General features: G+C 36.3%; 16 protein-coding genes. 2 read left to right on the plus strand and 14 right to left on the minus strand.

Annotated elements, in window-relative coordinates; all coding sequences use genetic code 11:
• The first annotated feature begins 3 nt into the window (after positions 1 to 3).
• Positions 4 to 1056: a WD40/YVTN/BNR-like repeat-containing protein gene (locus ACH3PA_RS13900; RefSeq protein WP_416443152.1), complete on the plus strand. Its 1053-nt coding sequence runs from the start codon at positions 4 to 6 to the stop codon at positions 1054 to 1056.
• Here ACH3PA_RS13900 and ACH3PA_RS13905 read toward each other — a convergent pair.
• The 7 genes from ACH3PA_RS13905 to ACH3PA_RS13935 form a co-directional block, all read right to left on the minus strand.
• Complete coding sequence (locus tag ACH3PA_RS13905) at positions 1053 to 1514, minus strand: sensor of ECF-type sigma factor (RefSeq protein ID WP_416443151.1); 462 nt, start codon at positions 1512 to 1514, stop codon at positions 1053 to 1055. The genes ACH3PA_RS13900 and ACH3PA_RS13905 overlap by 4 nt on opposite strands.
• A gap of 21 nt (positions 1515 to 1535) precedes the next feature.
• Positions 1536 to 2033: a hypothetical protein gene (locus ACH3PA_RS13910; RefSeq protein WP_416443149.1), complete on the minus strand. Its 498-nt coding sequence runs from the start codon at positions 2031 to 2033 to the stop codon at positions 1536 to 1538.
• A 31-nt stretch (positions 2034 to 2064) separates the two neighbouring features.
• Complete coding sequence (locus ACH3PA_RS13915) at positions 2065 to 2583, minus strand: RNA polymerase sigma factor (protein ID WP_416443147.1); 519 nt, start codon at positions 2581 to 2583, stop codon at positions 2065 to 2067.
• An 821-nt stretch (positions 2584 to 3404) separates the two neighbouring features.
• Entirely contained in the window at positions 3405 to 5228 is a 1824-nt protein-coding gene (locus tag ACH3PA_RS13920; RefSeq protein WP_416443145.1) for an ABC transporter ATP-binding protein, read from the minus strand.
• Positions 5229 to 5273: 45 nt separating this feature from the next.
• The gene (locus tag ACH3PA_RS13925) at positions 5274 to 7001 is read right to left on the minus strand and encodes a phospho-sugar mutase (RefSeq protein ID WP_416443143.1); all 1728 of its coding nucleotides are present in this window, start codon (positions 6999 to 7001) and stop codon (positions 5274 to 5276) included.
• Positions 7002 to 7053: 52 nt separating this feature from the next.
• Positions 7054 to 8001: a glycosyltransferase family 2 protein gene (locus ACH3PA_RS13930; protein ID WP_416443141.1), complete on the minus strand. Its 948-nt coding sequence runs from the start codon at positions 7999 to 8001 to the stop codon at positions 7054 to 7056.
• A gap of 6 nt (positions 8002 to 8007) precedes the next feature.
• The gene (locus ACH3PA_RS13935; protein ID WP_416443139.1) at positions 8008 to 8535 is read right to left on the minus strand and encodes a DUF4199 domain-containing protein; all 528 of its coding nucleotides are present in this window, start codon (positions 8533 to 8535) and stop codon (positions 8008 to 8010) included.
• 173 nt (positions 8536 to 8708) lie between these two features.
• Between ACH3PA_RS13935 and ACH3PA_RS13940 the strand changes: the two genes are divergently transcribed.
• Positions 8709 to 8960 carry a type B 50S ribosomal protein L31 gene (locus ACH3PA_RS13940; protein WP_416443137.1) on the plus strand — a complete coding sequence of 84 codons (252 nt, stop codon included), beginning with the start codon at positions 8709 to 8711 and terminating at the stop codon, positions 8958 to 8960.
• Between the two features lie 73 nt (positions 8961 to 9033).
• Here ACH3PA_RS13940 and ACH3PA_RS13945 read toward each other — a convergent pair whose 3' ends face one another.
• The 7 genes from ACH3PA_RS13945 to ACH3PA_RS13975 all read right to left on the minus strand — a co-directional run bounded on the left by ACH3PA_RS13945 (position 9034) and on the right by ACH3PA_RS13975 (position 16316).
• Entirely contained in the window at positions 9034 to 9258 is a 225-nt protein-coding gene (locus tag ACH3PA_RS13945; RefSeq protein WP_416443135.1) for a DUF6095 family protein, read from the minus strand.
• A complete protein-coding gene (gene murQ / locus ACH3PA_RS13950; protein ID WP_416443133.1) occupies positions 9248 to 10066 on the minus strand; it encodes an N-acetylmuramic acid 6-phosphate etherase in 819 nt (272 codons plus the stop codon). Before murQ ends, ACH3PA_RS13945 begins: the two co-directional genes overlap by 11 nt.
• Before the next feature lie 95 nt (positions 10067 to 10161).
• Positions 10162 to 12384, minus strand: coding sequence for an NADP-dependent isocitrate dehydrogenase (locus ACH3PA_RS13955; RefSeq protein ID WP_416443131.1), 2223 nt, complete (start codon positions 12382 to 12384; stop codon positions 10162 to 10164).
• A 695-nt stretch (positions 12385 to 13079) separates the two neighbouring features.
• The gene (locus ACH3PA_RS13960; RefSeq protein ID WP_416443129.1) at positions 13080 to 14279 is read right to left on the minus strand and encodes an acyloxyacyl hydrolase; all 1200 of its coding nucleotides are present in this window, start codon (positions 14277 to 14279) and stop codon (positions 13080 to 13082) included.
• Positions 14280 to 14344: 65 nt separating this feature from the next.
• A complete protein-coding gene (gene rplS / locus ACH3PA_RS13965) occupies positions 14345 to 14695 on the minus strand; it encodes a 50S ribosomal protein L19 (RefSeq protein ID WP_416443127.1) in 351 nt (116 codons plus the stop codon).
• Between the two features lie 185 nt (positions 14696 to 14880).
• On the minus strand, positions 14881 to 15555 hold the full coding sequence (trmD, locus tag ACH3PA_RS13970; protein ID WP_416443125.1) for a tRNA (guanosine(37)-N1)-methyltransferase TrmD: 675 nt from the start codon (positions 15553 to 15555) through the stop codon (positions 14881 to 14883).
• 128 nt (positions 15556 to 15683) lie between these two features.
• On the minus strand, positions 15684 to 16316 hold the full coding sequence (locus tag ACH3PA_RS13975) for a hypothetical protein (RefSeq protein WP_416448260.1): 633 nt from the start codon (positions 16314 to 16316) through the stop codon (positions 15684 to 15686).
• Positions 16317 to 16338 lie beyond the last annotated feature (22 nt).

The following is a 16338-nucleotide window of genomic DNA, read 5'->3' on the forward strand; positions in this document are numbered from 1 at the left end:
AATATGTACAGGCTTATCGTTTTTATGGGATTCTTGCTGCTGGCAAGTTGTCAAGAAAAACCCACTAAAGAAGAGAATAAATTTTTCACAGATGTTGAAATAACAACAATTTATGAGGATACGGTGAGTATAAGAACCCTTGAGATAATGGATGGCGGCAGCCTCGCATTTGCAGGTACTGATGGAAAGTTTGGTCTTTATAATCCAGCAACAAAGGTCTGGAATACCAATACACTTTATAAAGATAGTATAGCACCGGCTTTTAGAGCCACTGCACATACACAAACAGATTTTTATATGTTGAGTATTGAAAACCCTGCTTTGTTGTATAAAACAGGAGACTCAGGAAGGATGGAACTTGTTTATGAAGAGGAAAACGAAAAGATCTTTTATGATGCGATGAAATTCTGGAATGATAAAGAAGGAATAGCAATAGGAGATCCTACATCAGATTGTTTATCAATTATAATTACTCGCGATGGTGGCAAAAGCTGGAAGAAATTAGATTGCAATGAATTGCCTCAAATTAAGGAAGGCGAAGCCGCATTTGCTGCAAGTAACACAAATATTGCGACTGCCGGGAATAAAGCCTGGATAATTACGGGTGGAGGTACTTCAAGAGTTTATTTCACTCCTGATAAGGGCAAAAACTGGGAAGTATTTAATACACCTTTAGTGAAGGATAAAGCTACTTTTGGCGGCTATTCGATCGATTTTTATGATAAAATGACCGGTTTTATAATTGGTGGCGATTATACAGATCCAGAAAATAATACCGGTAATAAAGCCATCACTCAGGATGGCGGTAAAACGTGGACGCTGGTTGCAGATGGTAATGAACCGGGATATAAGAGCTGTGTGCAATTTGTGCCAAACAGTGGGGGAGAGCAGCTTGTAGCTTCCGGCTTTACCGGAATTGACTATAGCAAAGACAGCGGCGAGACATGGACCAATTTAAGCAAGGAGGGATTCTATGCTTTTAGATTTCTCAATGACAGTACGGCTTATGCAGCGGGTAAGAACCGAATTGCAAGATTAGATTTTAGTAGAAACTAATCTTCTTCTGTACCGTTCTTATTTTTTCTCTTTTTATACTCTTCAAAAAGCTTTTGACCAAACTGGCGTTCTACCTCAGGTAAAAAAACAATTTTAGAAGCAGGCAGTTTTTTAACGAGGTCGTCCATAAGACGTTTTTCCAGAGAATGACGCTCATTAAGCACGGTATTATATTCTTCTATTAGTTCTTTGCTATCATCTTCAGATAGTTTGTTCTTGACACCATCGCTGTTATATTTTTCATGAAAGAGACGTCTTTCGCGTTTACGCAGATCGTGCATTTTAGAATCATACGAATTGTAAATGGGCCAGAATTTTTCGGCCTCAGCCGGAGTAAGTTCAAGTTCTTCTGTGATAAAAGATACCTTTAACGCTTTAATACGCTCATATTTATCTTTATCCTGACTATAGGTCGTCATCGCTGTTAGAAAGAAAATGATGAGAATTATATTTTTCATAGGTTGTTTAAATCAAATAAATTATTGATCAGTAATGTCGTCTTCTATAATTGTATTGTCTAGATATTCAAAAATTAAATCGTCTGATACTGATGACTTATCTATAAAGGAGCTGGAAGCCTCAATCTCGTTAAGATCCTGATTAGAAATATAATCCTGAATACCGTCTTCACTTAAATATTCTTCCATAGAAGTAAATGTGAGGTCATCAAAATTTGAAATACGTCTACCGGGAATTATAACCAGAAGTGCTACAACCAATAAGGCAGCAATACTCATGACTATGCCAATTGCTATGCTCTTTTCTAAAGTGAATATCTTATTCTTTGGTTTTAGGCGAGCATTAATTTGTGTATCCAGGTTATCAAAATAGCCGTCTGGGATAGTAAAACCACCCTGATCTTTTTTAAGAATAGTTTGCAAAAGAATTTCTTCTTTCAAATTTTTCTCAAAATCGTCAAAATATCCTGAGGGAACTTGGTACCCCTCCTTTTTAATATTTTTCCAGCTTTCTTTCATTAATCTATAGACTTCTTTTTATAGTAAAGGTTTAATTATTAAGAACATGTTGCGTTATTTTTTTTACGGCATGATGATAACTGGCTTTTAGAGCACCTTCTGAAGTATCTAAAATTTTAGCAATCTCGTTATACTGTAAGTCATCGTAGTATTTCATGATGAAGACTTGCTTTTGCTTAGGCGGTAATTGATTAATGGCTTCCTGAAGTTTAAGCTGCGCAGCATCACCATCAAAATATGGATCGCTTGTCAGGTTGCTTACTAAACTCTGCTGCAGGCTTTCGTTACTTAACTTAAGTGTTTTTGCTCTTTTGTTGAGAAAGGTAATGGTTTCATTAGTCGCTATTCTATAAAGCCATGTATACACCTGACTCTCTCCTTTAAAATTACCTAAATTCTTATAAACCTTTATAAACGTATTTTGTAACACATCGTCTGTATCGTCATGAGAAATGACCATTCTGCGTATGTGCCAATAGAGTTTCTCCTTATAATCTCTTATAAGGTCTTCAAAAACTAATTCATCAGGTTTTTTGCTGGTCAATTGCACAATATTGAATTTGTGATGGCCACAAGTTTGACATTATTTATTAGAAACGGTTTAAAAGGCGCTTCTTATTTTAACATTACAACGTAATAGTAAATATAATTATCGTTTAAATACATAAATTAGCGATTAATTACACAAAATATTTGGTTGGTAATAGAAAAGCCCATATATTTGCTTCAATAAAAATAACCAATGACCTTTTACCCCAAATCATTAGGTCAAGGATATAAGAAATACAATCCTTTTTTGTCCCAAATCGAAAAAAGATCGTTTTTAAAATAAACCCAAGTCTTAATTGACTCAACTACAACAAATTTGTATTACCGCCCCAAGATGCAAAGATTAAACAAAGATGATGCGAAAGTATCATCTTTTGTTTTTTAAACCCCATTTATCTTTTCACTATCATTTTTTTAAAACACTTCATCCTTAAAAAGCGCATTGAGTAGAATTAATTAAAAACTTGTATTTTTTATTTAAATACTATAACGTTTTCGAATTGGGTATATTAACTTATTTTAACGTTTTGTGATACTATTTCATCTAATTTCCGATAAAGTGCACAATTTCACGATTAATTACACAAAAAACTTGTGAGGTTTAAAAATCCGTTTTATATTTGAACCATAATTAAAGTACTGGCCGTTTCATCCCAAATCAAACTGTCAGTCAATTACAACAAGAATAACAGAATACCTACCCCTAGTATTTTGTTTGGTAAACAAAAAGATGTTGCTCCCCTAGCAGCATCTTTTTTTATTTACAGCTGTAGCTAAAGTACTACAACTTATATTATTTGAATTTTTGTGATTTTTGAATCGTTAATCAAATGATTGCATTTCTACAAGCTTGCGATAAGTACCGCCTTTGGCTATTAGTTGGTCATGTTTACCTTGCTCAACAATTTCACCCTTTTGCATTACGACAATAAGGTCTGCGTTTTGTATTGTAGACAATCTGTGAGCAATCACAATAGAGGTACGATTCATCATCATATTCTCGAGAGCCTTTTGCACCAGACGTTCACTTTCTGTATCGAGAGCAGAGGTAGCCTCATCTAAAATCATGATTGGAGGATTCTTTAAAACTGCTCTGGCAATAGAGATACGTTGTTTTTGACCTCCACTCAATTTATTACCGCTATCGCCTATGTTTGTGTCTAAGCCAAGTGGAAGATCTTTTACAAACTCCCAGGCGTTAGCAATCTTTAAGGCATCAATTATTTCTTCTTCTCCTGAGTTGGGTTTACCTAATAACACATTATTACGGATGGTGTCATTAAATAATATAGAATCCTGGGTTACCAGCCCCAGAAGATCGCGCAGGGACTTTTTAGTAATATCCTTAATATTGTTACCATCTATCTCAATAGCACCTTCATTAACGTCGTAAAAGCGAGTAATTAAATTTGCGATGGTACTTTTGCCGCTACCGCTTTGCCCTACAAGAGCAACAGTTTTTCCTTTAGGTACGGTAACGCTAAAGTTCTTTAAAACATTTTCATCTTCGTATTTAAACGAAATATTCTCAATATTGATGCTATGAGAAAATTCTTTCTTGTCTAAAGCGTTCTCTTTATCAGTAATTGTTGACTGAGTGTTGATGACTTCCAGAATACGTTCTGCGGCAGCATCTCCTTTTTTTACACTGTAAGCTGCTTTACTTATCTGCTTTGCAGGGGTCAAAATCTGGTAAGAAAGCCCTAAAAACGCAATAAAGGTTGCGGCACCCAGAGATTGCTCAACAAGAACCATTTGACCACCAAACCACAGAATAACGACTATTACAAAAATACCCAGGAATTCACTCGTGGGTGAAGCCATATTTTGTCTGTTAATAAGGCTATTTAGAATATTCTTTAAACGTTCTGTAGAAGTTTGAAATTTTTCGCGAAAGCTGTTTTCTGCATTAAAACCTTTAATAATCTTTAAACTCGATAAGGTTTCTTCTACTATAGAAAGAAAGTGACCATTCTCTTCTTGTGCCTGGTTAGACTGTTTTTTTAGCGATTTCCCTATACGTGAAATGATAAAACCTGATATGGGCAGAAATACAAAAACAAAAAGGGTGAGCTTGGCGCTCATCATAAGCATAGCGATGATCGTAAAAATGATCGTGAGCGGTTCTCTAACTACCATTTCCAGAATAGAAAGAAAAGAGCGTTCTACCTCATTAACATCTGCTGTGATTCGTGAAATGGTATCACCTTTTCTCTTTTCTGAGAAATAGGCAACGGGTAGCTCAATAAGCTTATCATAAATGGCGTCGCGCACATCTCTCATCACACCATTACGCAAATAGGTAATAAAAAATGTTGCCAGGTAACCAAACAGGTTTTTAAGGAAGAAAAGAATTACTACGATTATGCAGATGAATACGAGTGCCGAAAGTTCATTATCTGCAACGCGCTCACTTACATTAAAGTAAAAATAATTAACGGCATAATCTTTAGCTCCTGCCCAGCCTTCCCAAACGGGAGCAGCTACCACGCGCTTGCTTTTATCAAAAAGGATCTCAATTACCGGGATAAGTGCCAGAAAAGAGAGTGTACTAAAAAGAGCATAAAGAATGTTGCAAAGAACGTTAAGTATCGCGTAGCGCTTATATGGCCTCGCAAACTGAAGGATTTGTTTAAAGTAATTCATAGAAAAAAATAAGCCCCGAAATTGACTTCAGGGCCGTTGTAGTATTTACAGACCTAGCTCTTTACGTATTCCGGCTATTCTGTCATTAAGCGTTTTATCTACCTTATCATATTTATCTAAAGAAGGTAATTCTTCATTAACGCTGATATAAAATTTAATTTTAGGTTCGGTACCACTTGGTCGTGCAGCAATGCGGCTACCTTTTTCTGTATGATATACAAGAACATTAGACTTTGGCATATCAATATCTGTAGAATTACCTGTTGCTACTTTTAGAGATTTAGCGTTTTGATAATCGTCTATTTGAATAACCTTCTCACCATTTATGCTTGTCATTGGGTTCTCTCTAAGATCTATCATGGTCTGTTTAATTTCTTCAGCTCCAGAAATACCTTTTTTTACCAGCGATGTAAGATCTTCTTTGTAGTAACCGTGTTTTACATACAGATCAAGGAGTAATTCATAAAATGAAGAACCATTTGCCTTAGCCCAAGTTGCAATTTCGCAAGCGAGAAGGGTAGAGGTAACAGCATCTTTATCTCTTACAAAATCACCTACCATATAACCAAAACTTTCCTCGCCACCGCCAATGAAATGCTGGGCAGGAAAATCTTTTATCATCTTAGCGATCCATTTAAAACCTGTAAGACCAAGTTTGCATTCTACGCCATATGATTTAGCCAGAACCTCCATCATAGGAGTTGAAACTATAGTTGAAGCGATAAATTCATTGTTCTTATGAGCATTTGCCCCAAAGTAGTTCTTTAACAAGAAATCTGTCATGACGATCATGGTTTGATTTCCATTAAGAAGCAACATTTCTCCCTCATTATTGCGTACTGCAATACCTAATCTATCGCAGTCAGGATCTGTACCTATTACAATATCTGCATTAGTTTTCTCTGCAAGCTCCATTGCCATTTTTAAGGCTTCAGGTTCTTCAGGGTTAGGAGATTTTACTGTAGGGAAATTGCCATTAGGCTCACGCTGTTCTTCAACAATATGTACATTGTTGTAGCCTGCTTTTTCTAATACGTCTGGTACTAAAGTGACAGAAGTACCATGAAGCGGAGTAAACACGATTGTAAGATCATCTCGCTTTCCATTCAACTGCGAAAAGCTTCCATTCTTTAAAGATGCATTTATAAATGCTTCATCAACATCTTTATCAATATAAGTGATCAAATCTTCTTTAGCCGAAAAGTTGATCTCAGAATATTGAAGATTTTCAATCACATTAATAATCTCACTATCCTGAGGTGGCACTAATTGACCACCATCTTGCCAGTATACTTTGTAACCGTTATATTCTGGTGGGTTGTGACTTGCTGTAAGTACAATACCACAATGACAATTAAGATGCTTTACAGCGAAACTTAACTCAGGGGTGGGGCGCAGGCTGCTGAATAAGTATACTTGTATACCATTTGCAGAAAAAACATCTGCCACAACCTTTGCAAGCTCTTTACTATTATTACGGCAGTCATATGCAATTGCCGTTTTAATATCTTCATCAGGAAAAGCCTGCTTAAGATATTTAGCCAGTCCTTGTGTATTTTTACCTAAAGTATATTTGTTTATTCGGTTAGTACCTAAACCCATTACGCCGCGCATACCGCCGGTGCCAAATTCCAGGTTCTTATAAAAACTTTCTTTAACGCCTTCAGGATCATTTGCGATCATGTCTTTTATTTTTTCCTGTGTTTTCTGGTCAAAATCAGGAGTAAGCCATGCGTTTACTTTATCAAGTATTTCGGGTTCTATATATATCATAACGTTGGTTTAGTTTGTAAAAATACGTTTTTAACTATTAGTTTAAAACAGTCTAAAATCCCTTTTTTGAGCTAATTAAGTACCGTTGTTTTTCATGCTTAGATCGCAAAATCAATTCGCCCAGAAAGCCTGCAATAAAGAGTTGTACGCCTATTACCATACTTACAAGAGCCAGATAAAATTGAGGGCGGGCAGTGATAAGACGTCCTCGCGGATTTATAAAAATCTTGTCTATACCCAGATAACCGGCAAAGGCAAAACCTATAATAAACATGATAAAACCAAGCGCACCAAAGAGGTGCATAGGGCGTCTTGCAAAATAAGTTATAAACCAGATCGTGATTAGATCTAGAAGACCTTTAATAAAGCGGTCTGCGCCAAATTTTGTTTCACCGTACTTACGCGCCTGATGCTTAACAGGTTTTTCTGTAATATTATAAAAACCTGCATTTTTTGCCAGAAGTGGGATGTATCTGTGCATCTCGCCATAGACATCTATATTTTTTACTACTTCTAGACGATACGCTTTGAGACCACAATTAAAATCATGTAATTTTAAACCACTTGTTTTACGAGCGGCCGCATTAAATAACTTTGAAGGTAGATTTTTTGTGAGTACAGAGTCATATCTTTTCTTTTTCCATCCTGAAACAACATCATGACCACCGTTCACTATGAGATAGTACAGTTCTGGAATTTCATCAGGGCTGTCCTGCAGATCTGCATCCATAGTGATTACAACATCTCCAGAAACAGCAGCAAAACCGGCGTTTAACGCTTGACTTTTGCCATAATTTCTATTAAACTTTATGCCCTTTACCTCGTGATGGGTTTTAATAAGTTGAGTAATAGTTTCCCAGGACCCGTCTGTACTACCATCGTCTATAAATAGAATTTCATATGAAAAACCACTGGATTGCATAACATCTGCAATCCAGTGGTGTAATTCTGTAAGTGATTCTTTTTCGTTAAGTAAAGGTATAACTACCGATAGTTGCATAAAAGCTTATTCTTGATACGGATTCTCACGCTTAAATATTAAACCTGAAAAAAGAGAGTATATAAAGCCAAAAAAGATGCTAAGCAGGATGAAAAAAGCGCCTCCTAATAATGGATTGCTCATTTTCTTTGCAATGGCCATACCGGTCTCTATTTGATCTTCTGTCATATTAGGATTTTGCTTTACCATATTCTCACGGGCAACGTCTAACATGGTGTCTGCAAAGTCTGGTTCTATTATGTACGCAAAAATAGCATTATAGATTGCATAAACAAGTCCGCTAATTGCAGCAATTGCGAGACCTACTTTTATTGCTTGTCCCAAAGTTAGAAAGCCACCATTTTTAGAGCGATAAGTATAGATACTATAACCTATAAAAAGTGGAAAGATAAGATAGAACAGGTACATAGGCCATTGCTTCCCTTCATAGAGCATACCTGTAACATACATGATCACAACTATAACAATAAGTATGGCACCAAGAACAACGCCATTAGGCAAAGCAAATTTTGCGGTAGGATATTGATTTGTCATTTTAAGAAAATTTTGGTTAGGCTAGTTAGTTAACAAAAATACTAAAACGTTACAGATGTATTCTAATTGATTTTCTATATGAATAAATTAATTTTTATATTTGTCGCTTGTTATATAAGTTTTTATTTCTAAATTTGCACCTCAAAAATTGAGCGGATTTAAAGCATAGCACGATGAAAAAAGACATACATCCAGAAAATTATAGAATAGTAGCATTTAAAGACATGTCAAATGAAGAAGTATTTTTGGCGAAGTCAACTGCTAATACTAGAGAAACTATTGAAGTAGAAGGAGCGGAGTATCCGTTAATTAAACTTGAGATATCCAGAACATCTCATCCTTTCTATACCGGTAAATCTAAACTAGTAGATACCGCTGGTCGTATTGATAAGTTCAAGAACAAATACAAGAAATTTGCTAAATAAGCATCTTTCTTAAGATATAGAAAAAGCCTTTGCGATTGCAAAGGCTTTTTTAGTTTATAAAACTTAGGTTAGATTATTTCTTTCCAAACATAGACTGCATAATTCTATTTATCCCCTTAAAACCAAGAAAAATCGCCATAGCAGCGGCAAAAATCCCGAGTATAAGAACGGCTAAATAAAGAGGATGTTCCTTGTTCTTAAATGCCTGATAGATAATGCCGGGTCCTAAAAACATAAAGAATAGCGACATCGCCATCGTGCGCACTCCCTTTGCCAGTAGTTCTTTGTTAGTGCCCATGTTTGTAAATTTTGATAGCATTTCTCACGCTGCCGTGTTTTTTAAGTAAAATACGAGCCTCACTTTCTTCTATATGCAGAGCTTCCATTAGCATTTGAGCGCCACGACCTACTAATTTGTGATTGCTTAATTGCATATCTACCATTTTATTGCCCTGCACACGACCTAGTTTGATCATTGCCGTAGTAGAAATCATATTTAAAACGAGTTTTTGCGCTGTTCCTGCTTTCATGCGGCTGCTGCCTGTTACAAACTCTGGCCCTACAACTACTTCTATAGGATATTTCGCTTCAAGCGAAAGCGGGCTCCCTGCATTGCACGTGATACAACCGGTTGGAATTCCTTGTTCATTACACGCTTTTAAAGCACTAATAACATACGGTGTTGTTCCCGAAGCTGCGATGCCTATCACAAAATCGTTAGAGCCTATATTGTGCTCAAGCAGATCCTGCCAACCTTGGTCTTCGCTATCTTCGGCAAATTCTACAGCTTTTCTAATCGCTTTATCGCCTCCCGCAATAAGACCTACAACTTTGTCATGTGGTACTCCAAATGTAGGCGGGCATTCTGAAGCATCTACAACCCCCAATCTACCGCTGGTTCCTGCTCCCATATAAAACAGACGGCCGCCATTTTCCAGCTGATTTATGACCTTTTTTACCAGATTTTCGATCTGTGGGAGCGATTTTTCAACCGCATCAGGTACGGTTTTGTCCTCCTTATTAATATTTGAAAGTAATTCATGTACACCCATTTCTTCTAAATGGTCATACTTTGATGTCTCTTCTGTAGTTCTGGTAAAAGCCATATGTAAAATTACAGATTTGTAAATAGATATTTATATAGTTGTAAAAAGAAGCCCCGCTAATTTAGCAGGGCTTTACAATTTATTCTGAATTAGATTTAATTCATTATCGCATTAAAAGTTGCGCTTGGTCTCATTGCCGCGCTTGCTTTTTCCTGGTCTGGGAAATAATATCCACCCAGATCAACTGCTGATCCCTGAGCCTGTATAAGTTCTTCTTGTATTTTCTTAGAGTTTGTTTCCAGTTCGCTAGCCATTTCTGCAAAATGAACCTGAAGTTCTTTGTCTTTCTCCTGTTTGGCTAAAGCCTGAGCCCAGTATAGAGCTAAGAAAAAGTGGCTACCTCTGTTGTCAATCTCATTCACTTCGCGTGATGGTGATTTTTTATTGTCAAGAAATTTAATAGTTGCCTCGTCAAGAGTTTCAGCCAGGATAAGCGCTTTAGGGTTATTATTCTTTTCTCCTGCGTGTTCTAATGAAACAGAAAGTGCTAAAAATTCACCTAGAGAATCCCATCTTAAATGACCTTCTTCTACAAACTGTTGTACGTGTTTAGGAGCAGAGCCACCGGCACCGGTTTCAAAAAGACCACCACCATTCATTAATGGTACAATAGAAAGCATTTTTGCGCTGGTACCAACTTCAAGAATAGGGAAGAGGTCTGTATTGTAATCACGCAAAACATTCCCGGTAACAGAGATTGTATCTTCACCAGCTTTCATTCTCTTTAAGGTGAAGCGCGTTGCTTCAATAGGAGACATAATCTGTATGTCAAGCCCTTCTGTATTGTGATCTTTAAGATAAAGATTTACTTTTTTTATAAGCTCAGCATCGTGTGCTCGTTCTTTATCAAGCCAAAATATTGTAGGTATACCTGTTGCACGCGCACGATTTACGGCAAGTTTTACCCAGTCCTGAACAGGTGCATCTTTTGTCTGGCACATTCTCCAGATATCTCCTGCGTCAACATTATGCTCTAATAGCACGTTGCCAGAGGCATCTTTTACCTGAACTTTACCGCTTGCAGGAATTTCAAAGGTTTTATCGTGAGAACCATATTCTTCAGCTTTTTTAGCCATTAGTCCTACGTTAGGAACAGTACCCATTGTAGTGGGGTCAAAAGCGCCATTTTCTTTGCAAAAATCGATCGTTTCCTGGTAAATACCGGCGTAACTGCTGTCTGGAATAACAGCTTTTGTATCCTGAGATTTATTATCTGCATTCCACATCTGGCCGCTGTTACGTATCATAGCCGGCATAGAAGCATCTATAATAACATCGCTTGGTACGTGTAAATTTGTAATACCTTTATCTGAATTTACCATTGCAAGGTCAGGACGCTCTTCAAGTGTTTTTAAGATATCACTTTCTACTTCAGAACGTTCTGCTTCTGGTAATTCATTTATACTTGAAAACAAATTTGCAAGTCCGTTTTTAGCATCAAATCCTACAGAGGCTAGTTTATCACCGTGTTTTTGAAAAACGTCTTCAAAGAAAACTTTTACAGCATGGCCAAAAATGATAGGGTCTGAAACTTTCATCATTGTGGCTTTAAGGTGAATTGAAAATAGAACACCTTTCGCTTTAGCATCTTCAATTTGTTCTTTTAAGAACTCAAGCAATGCTTTTTTGCTCATTACTGTGGCGTCTATAACTTCGCCGGCCAGTAATGGTAAATTTTCTTTTAATGTAGTTGTATTGCCAGCGTCATCTGTAAGCTCGATAGTTACCGCATTTGCATCAGCCAGAGTCACAGATTTCTCATTAGCTCTAAAGTCACCATGTTGCATAGTAGCTACATGTGACTTGCTGTCTTTTTCCCAAGCTCCCATACTGTGAGGATTCTTGCGTGCATATTCTTTTACGGGTTTAGGCGCGCGACGATCTGAATTACCCTCGCGAAGGACAGGGTTTACTGCGCTACCTAAAACTTTAGCAAAGCGTGCTTTTAATGCTTTTTCTTCTTCAGTCTTTGGTTCTTCCGGATAGTCTGGAATAGCAAAACCTTTAGCCTGAAGTTCTTTTATAGCAGCTATTAACTGTGGTACAGATGCGCTAATGTTAGGTAATTTAATAATATTAGCTTCCGGCTTTTTGACAAGCTCACCTAGTTCTGCAAGTGCATCGGCTTGTTTTTGATCTTCGTTAAGGTAATCTGGAAAAGTAGCAAGTAATCTTGCTGCCAGAGAAATATCTTTTGTTTCGAATTCTATGTTTGCAACTTTCGCAAATTTTTGAACGATGGGAAGAAAAGATTGGGTTGCCAGGGCCGGAGCCTCATCGGTTTTAGTATAAACTATTTTAGACGTGGTTAAAGACATATATATTACAATGTTATTATAATCGTGAATAGTTAAGGTTGAGTGCAAAGCACAAATCTATTCAGGGTTATAAATAGCTCAACAATTTATTGAAATGATTAAATTTTTGTTTGCAAATATAGGATTTTACGCCTGTTTTTAACACTCTATAGTGTGTTAATGCAGGTTAAAAGGAAGTAATAATTTAGCCGTTTATCGATAAGTACATGTATTTGGCAATTTTTGACATAAAAAAAGCCATATCATTGTACAAAGTACCTTGACATGGCTTCTAATGAATTGATTTTTTACCGGTGAGCCCTCTGAGCTCCTTGGCAAGAATATTAGTACTTGCACCGTAAATCTATTCATTGGGATAAAATTCTTCAAAAATCTATGATTTCTAAGCTTTCTATCCCGAAATCAGACATTTTAAATAGTATTGCTTTACAAAGGATTTTATTTAGATTTTCCGAGGAAAGACCTCTGTGAAAATTTCAAAAACCAGCAAATACTTTTTACTACTTTGAGCTATTAAAATCTCTGATATAAATTATCAATAATTGATATGAAGATCAATCTATTGATAACTGTAAGAACGATAATTCAATGTGTTATTGAATTTATATTACTAAAGTAAGATTTAAATACATATATCCCTAGTATTTTAACAATTTAGTTTTCAACTCTTTATAAACGGCGATTATGAACAAAAGTTAATAAATGGCATAGCCTAATGAGATAGTTAGTGGAATGGCAATACCGGGGTTGTCATTAAAAATATTACCATTAGAATAATGAGCAATCTTGAGGTCAAGATTGTAATTTCTCTCTTTCCCAAACAGGAAACCAATACCCATAAAATCCTGAAAAGTCGCTTCTTCACCACTATCTATACCGTCAAGTACAGATTTTGAAATGTATGCAGGCCCAATTATTGAATAATTAAAATATAAGTCTACGGGAGCTGTTCTTAAAAACCACCAGCGTACTAAGGGATAAACTGACAGTGCATAGAAGTTTTCATGATTCTGTGTTTTGTATAATGCAAGACTGGCGCCCCAGTCTAGCGAAAAGTTTTTGTTAGTATGAAAAATATTGCGCTGATAGGTCATAAAAACGCCATTTTTAATGAAAATATCGCCATTCCAGAAAATAGGAATGCTGGTTTTAAGTCCGCCAGAAAATTGTCTGTTTATATCAAAACCTAAAAAGTCTGAAGCGTAACCTATCTGCAATATATGTTTAGGAAAAGCATACAGGGTTGACGCATTATCATCAATTACATTTTGATCAAGAGAACGTAAATTATAAGTAATTCCCGCTGCGATAAACGTTGTTGCAGGTTGCTTAACTTTGTCTTTAGGAGGTGAGTAGGTCAGGTTAATAGAAGCATCCCATTTGTAGCTGAGTTTGTAATTGATTCCTGTGCCTAAAAGAGGGTAGAGGTATTGTGCATCTTTAATAACTTGTGTATCATCAATTTTAAAACCATGTCTGGCAACGTTGCTGAGTCCTGCTTCCCAATATAGAGAGTAACGAGTAGATAATTCTATTCTTTTTCTCCCGCTAATGGCCCAAATATTAGTCCATACAGAATGATGATAGTTGTCAATATTAATACCGTTATATGAAACCCATGCAGCTGGTCGCATCACACTTAGCTGGGCATCCCAGTTATTCTTAAAGTGGTATCCTATTGCAAATCTGCCGGCAAAAGTAGTGGTGGCCGTTATAGATATAGCCTCTGCAGATCCTTCTAAAAGTTTGCTTGAGTAGTTATAATTAATGACGCCAAAATTAGCATTGAGATACATGTTTTTTAAACCAAAAGAATAATCTGCTCTATCATCCTGGGCTACTAAACCTGCGCACCAAAATAAAAAACATGTAAAAAAGAAAGCGATTTTCTTCATCGCCTAAATATATAAAAAAAGGGCTCCCATTTAAGGAAGCCCTTTAAGCTATAAGCTTAAAAAAATTATTTTCTAATTTCTTTAATTCTTGCTTTTTTACCTGTAAGACCTCTAAAGTAGTAAATACGAGCTCTACGTACTTTACCTCTTTTATTGATCTCAATTTTCTGTAATGCAGGAAGGTTGATTGGGAAAATACGCTCAACACCTACAGTACCAGACATTTTTCTAATGGTAAATGTTCTTGTTAGGCCGCTTCCACGAACCTGAATAACAACACCACGGAAAAACTGAGTACGTTTTTTATCACCTTCACGTATTTCATAATACACGGTAATAGTATCACCAGCACTAAATTCTGGGAAATCTTTCTTTTCTACAAATTCGTTTTGAACGAATTGGATTAAATCTTCCATTTTACAGGAGTTTTATAATAGTTTGATAAGGGCAACATTCACGATTTTCGCCAGAGGTTGTTCTTATGAGGGTGCAAATATACATATAATTTCATTTTTTCCAATTGGAAAGCACAATTTTATATTCAGCTTAAATTACTGACTGATTGCTTATTATAGATCTAAAATAAAAAAATAGATTTCACTTACTCTAAAAGGTCTGGTCTTCTTTCCTGCGTGCGCTTATAAGCCTGCTCTTCTCGCCATTCTTCTATTTTGCCAGTATTGCCAGATCTAAGTATTTCGGGGACGCTCCAGCCCTTATATTCTGCGGGTCGTGTGTAGATAGGAGGAGCTAATAAATTATCCTGAAAAGAATCTGTAAGGGCAGAAGTTTCATTACCTAAAACACCAGGTATTAATCTTATAATGGCATCGCATAAAACCAAAGCTCCTAATTCACCGCCGCTAAGCACATAATCACCAATTGATATCTCGCGTGTTACAAAATGATCGCGTACGCGCTGGTCTACACCTTTATAGTGACCGCAGAGAATAATTATATTTTCCTGTAAAGAGATTTGATTTGCAATACCCTGATTTAAAGTTTCACCATCTGGGGTCATATAGATAATTTCGTCATAATCTCTTTCGCTTTTAAGCTTAGAAATACATTTATCTATAGGTTCTATCATCATGACCATCCCGGCACCACCACCAAATTGGTAATCATCAATTTGTTTATAAGCATTGCTGCTATAGTCTCTTAGATTGTGCAGCTTAATGTCAACTAATCCTTTCTCTATTGAGCGCTGCATGATAGAAGCTTCAAAAGGACTGGTTAATAAATCTGGGACTACTGTAATTATATCTATACGCATGCTGTGTAAACTTTTCTGGTTGCCAAAAGTAACTAAATAACGGCTATTAGGGTAGTAGGAGATAGTAGCAAAAAAAAATCCGCAATCAAAACGATCGCGGATTTTACATTTTATATCGAAAGAGAGATTTAGCCCTTACTGTTCTTTACGATCTTATTACGCTCATCCTGAAGCAAACGTCCCATTTTTTGCTCTTTTTCTAACGCTTTTTTGCGGTATTCTTCATATTCAAACTCTACTTCATTAAGCTTTTTATTAGCTTCCTGAGTTTGAGAGTTACTTCCTTTAAATTTATAGACAAAGAAAAGTAATGCTAAAGCAAGAACAGCAACGATGCCCCACATTAAAGACTTATAACCAGATTTAGTCATCTGTATACCCAGAAAATTAATAGAGTCTTTCTCTTCACGAGTTGTGTCTAGCGTTTGTTGTGTGCTGCTTAGAGAAGAGTTGAGATTATTAACTTCTTCTTTTTGAGTAGCTAATTGACCCTGCAAAGCGTTAATCTGAGCTTTAAGGTTTGCAATGCTGTCTTTTGTATTTTCTTGTAACTTATTAATAGCAAATTTCTTTACTACCTTGTATTCTTGAAAATTGTTAGAATCATTGATCAAGTCAGAAAATTGTTGATCAATGGTGTTTGGTTTTTCTTGCTCATCCTGAATTGTTTCTTCCTGTGCAAAGCTAATTGCAGTGACAAACAGAAGTAAGCAGGTAATCGCGGTAATTCTCATTCTCATTATTTCAGTCGATTTTTTCATTTGTAGCAAAACGCTTCGTTTT

The sequence above is a fragment of the Leeuwenhoekiella sp. A2 genome (assembly GCF_047946655.1).
GTDB lineage: Bacteria > Bacteroidota > Bacteroidia > Flavobacteriales > Flavobacteriaceae > Leeuwenhoekiella.

What these genes read in the sequence shown, in the direction of transcription:
- ACH3PA_RS13900 (WP_416443152.1), top strand. Translation starts at nt 4, where the DNA reads ATGTACAGGCTTATCGTTTTTATGGGATTCTTGCTGCTGGCAAGTTGT.
- ACH3PA_RS13905 (WP_416443151.1), bottom strand. Translation starts at nt 1,514, where the DNA reads ATGAAAAATATAATTCTCATCATTTTCTTTCTAACAGCGATGACGACC.
- ACH3PA_RS13910 (WP_416443149.1), bottom strand. Translation starts at nt 2,033, where the DNA reads ATGAAAGAAAGCTGGAAAAATATTAAAAAGGAGGGGTACCAAGTTCCC.
- ACH3PA_RS13920 (WP_416443145.1), bottom strand. Translation starts at nt 5,228, where the DNA reads ATGAATTACTTTAAACAAATCCTTCAGTTTGCGAGGCCATATAAGCGC.
- ACH3PA_RS13925 (WP_416443143.1), bottom strand. Translation starts at nt 7,001, where the DNA reads ATGATATATATAGAACCCGAAATACTTGATAAAGTAAACGCATGGCTT.
- ACH3PA_RS13930 (WP_416443141.1), bottom strand. Translation starts at nt 8,001, where the DNA reads ATGCAACTATCGGTAGTTATACCTTTACTTAACGAAAAAGAATCACTT.
- ACH3PA_RS13935 (WP_416443139.1), bottom strand. Translation starts at nt 8,535, where the DNA reads ATGACAAATCAATATCCTACCGCAAAATTTGCTTTGCCTAATGGCGTT.
- ACH3PA_RS13940 (WP_416443137.1), top strand. Translation starts at nt 8,709, where the DNA reads ATGAAAAAAGACATACATCCAGAAAATTATAGAATAGTAGCATTTAAA.
- ACH3PA_RS13945 (WP_416443135.1), bottom strand. Translation starts at nt 9,258, where the DNA reads ATGGGCACTAACAAAGAACTACTGGCAAAGGGAGTGCGCACGATGGCG.
- murQ (WP_416443133.1), bottom strand. Translation starts at nt 10,066, where the DNA reads ATGGCTTTTACCAGAACTACAGAAGAGACATCAAAGTATGACCATTTA.
- ACH3PA_RS13955 (WP_416443131.1), bottom strand. Translation starts at nt 12,384, where the DNA reads ATGTCTTTAACCACGTCTAAAATAGTTTATACTAAAACCGATGAGGCT.
- ACH3PA_RS13960 (WP_416443129.1), bottom strand. Translation starts at nt 14,279, where the DNA reads ATGAAGAAAATCGCTTTCTTTTTTACATGTTTTTTATTTTGGTGCGCA.
- rplS (WP_416443127.1), bottom strand. Translation starts at nt 14,695, where the DNA reads ATGGAAGATTTAATCCAATTCGTTCAAAACGAATTTGTAGAAAAGAAA.
- trmD (WP_416443125.1), bottom strand. Translation starts at nt 15,555, where the DNA reads ATGCGTATAGATATAATTACAGTAGTCCCAGATTTATTAACCAGTCCT.
- ACH3PA_RS13975 (WP_416448260.1), bottom strand. Translation starts at nt 16,316, where the DNA reads ATGAAAAAATCGACTGAAATAATGAGAATGAGAATTACCGCGATTACC.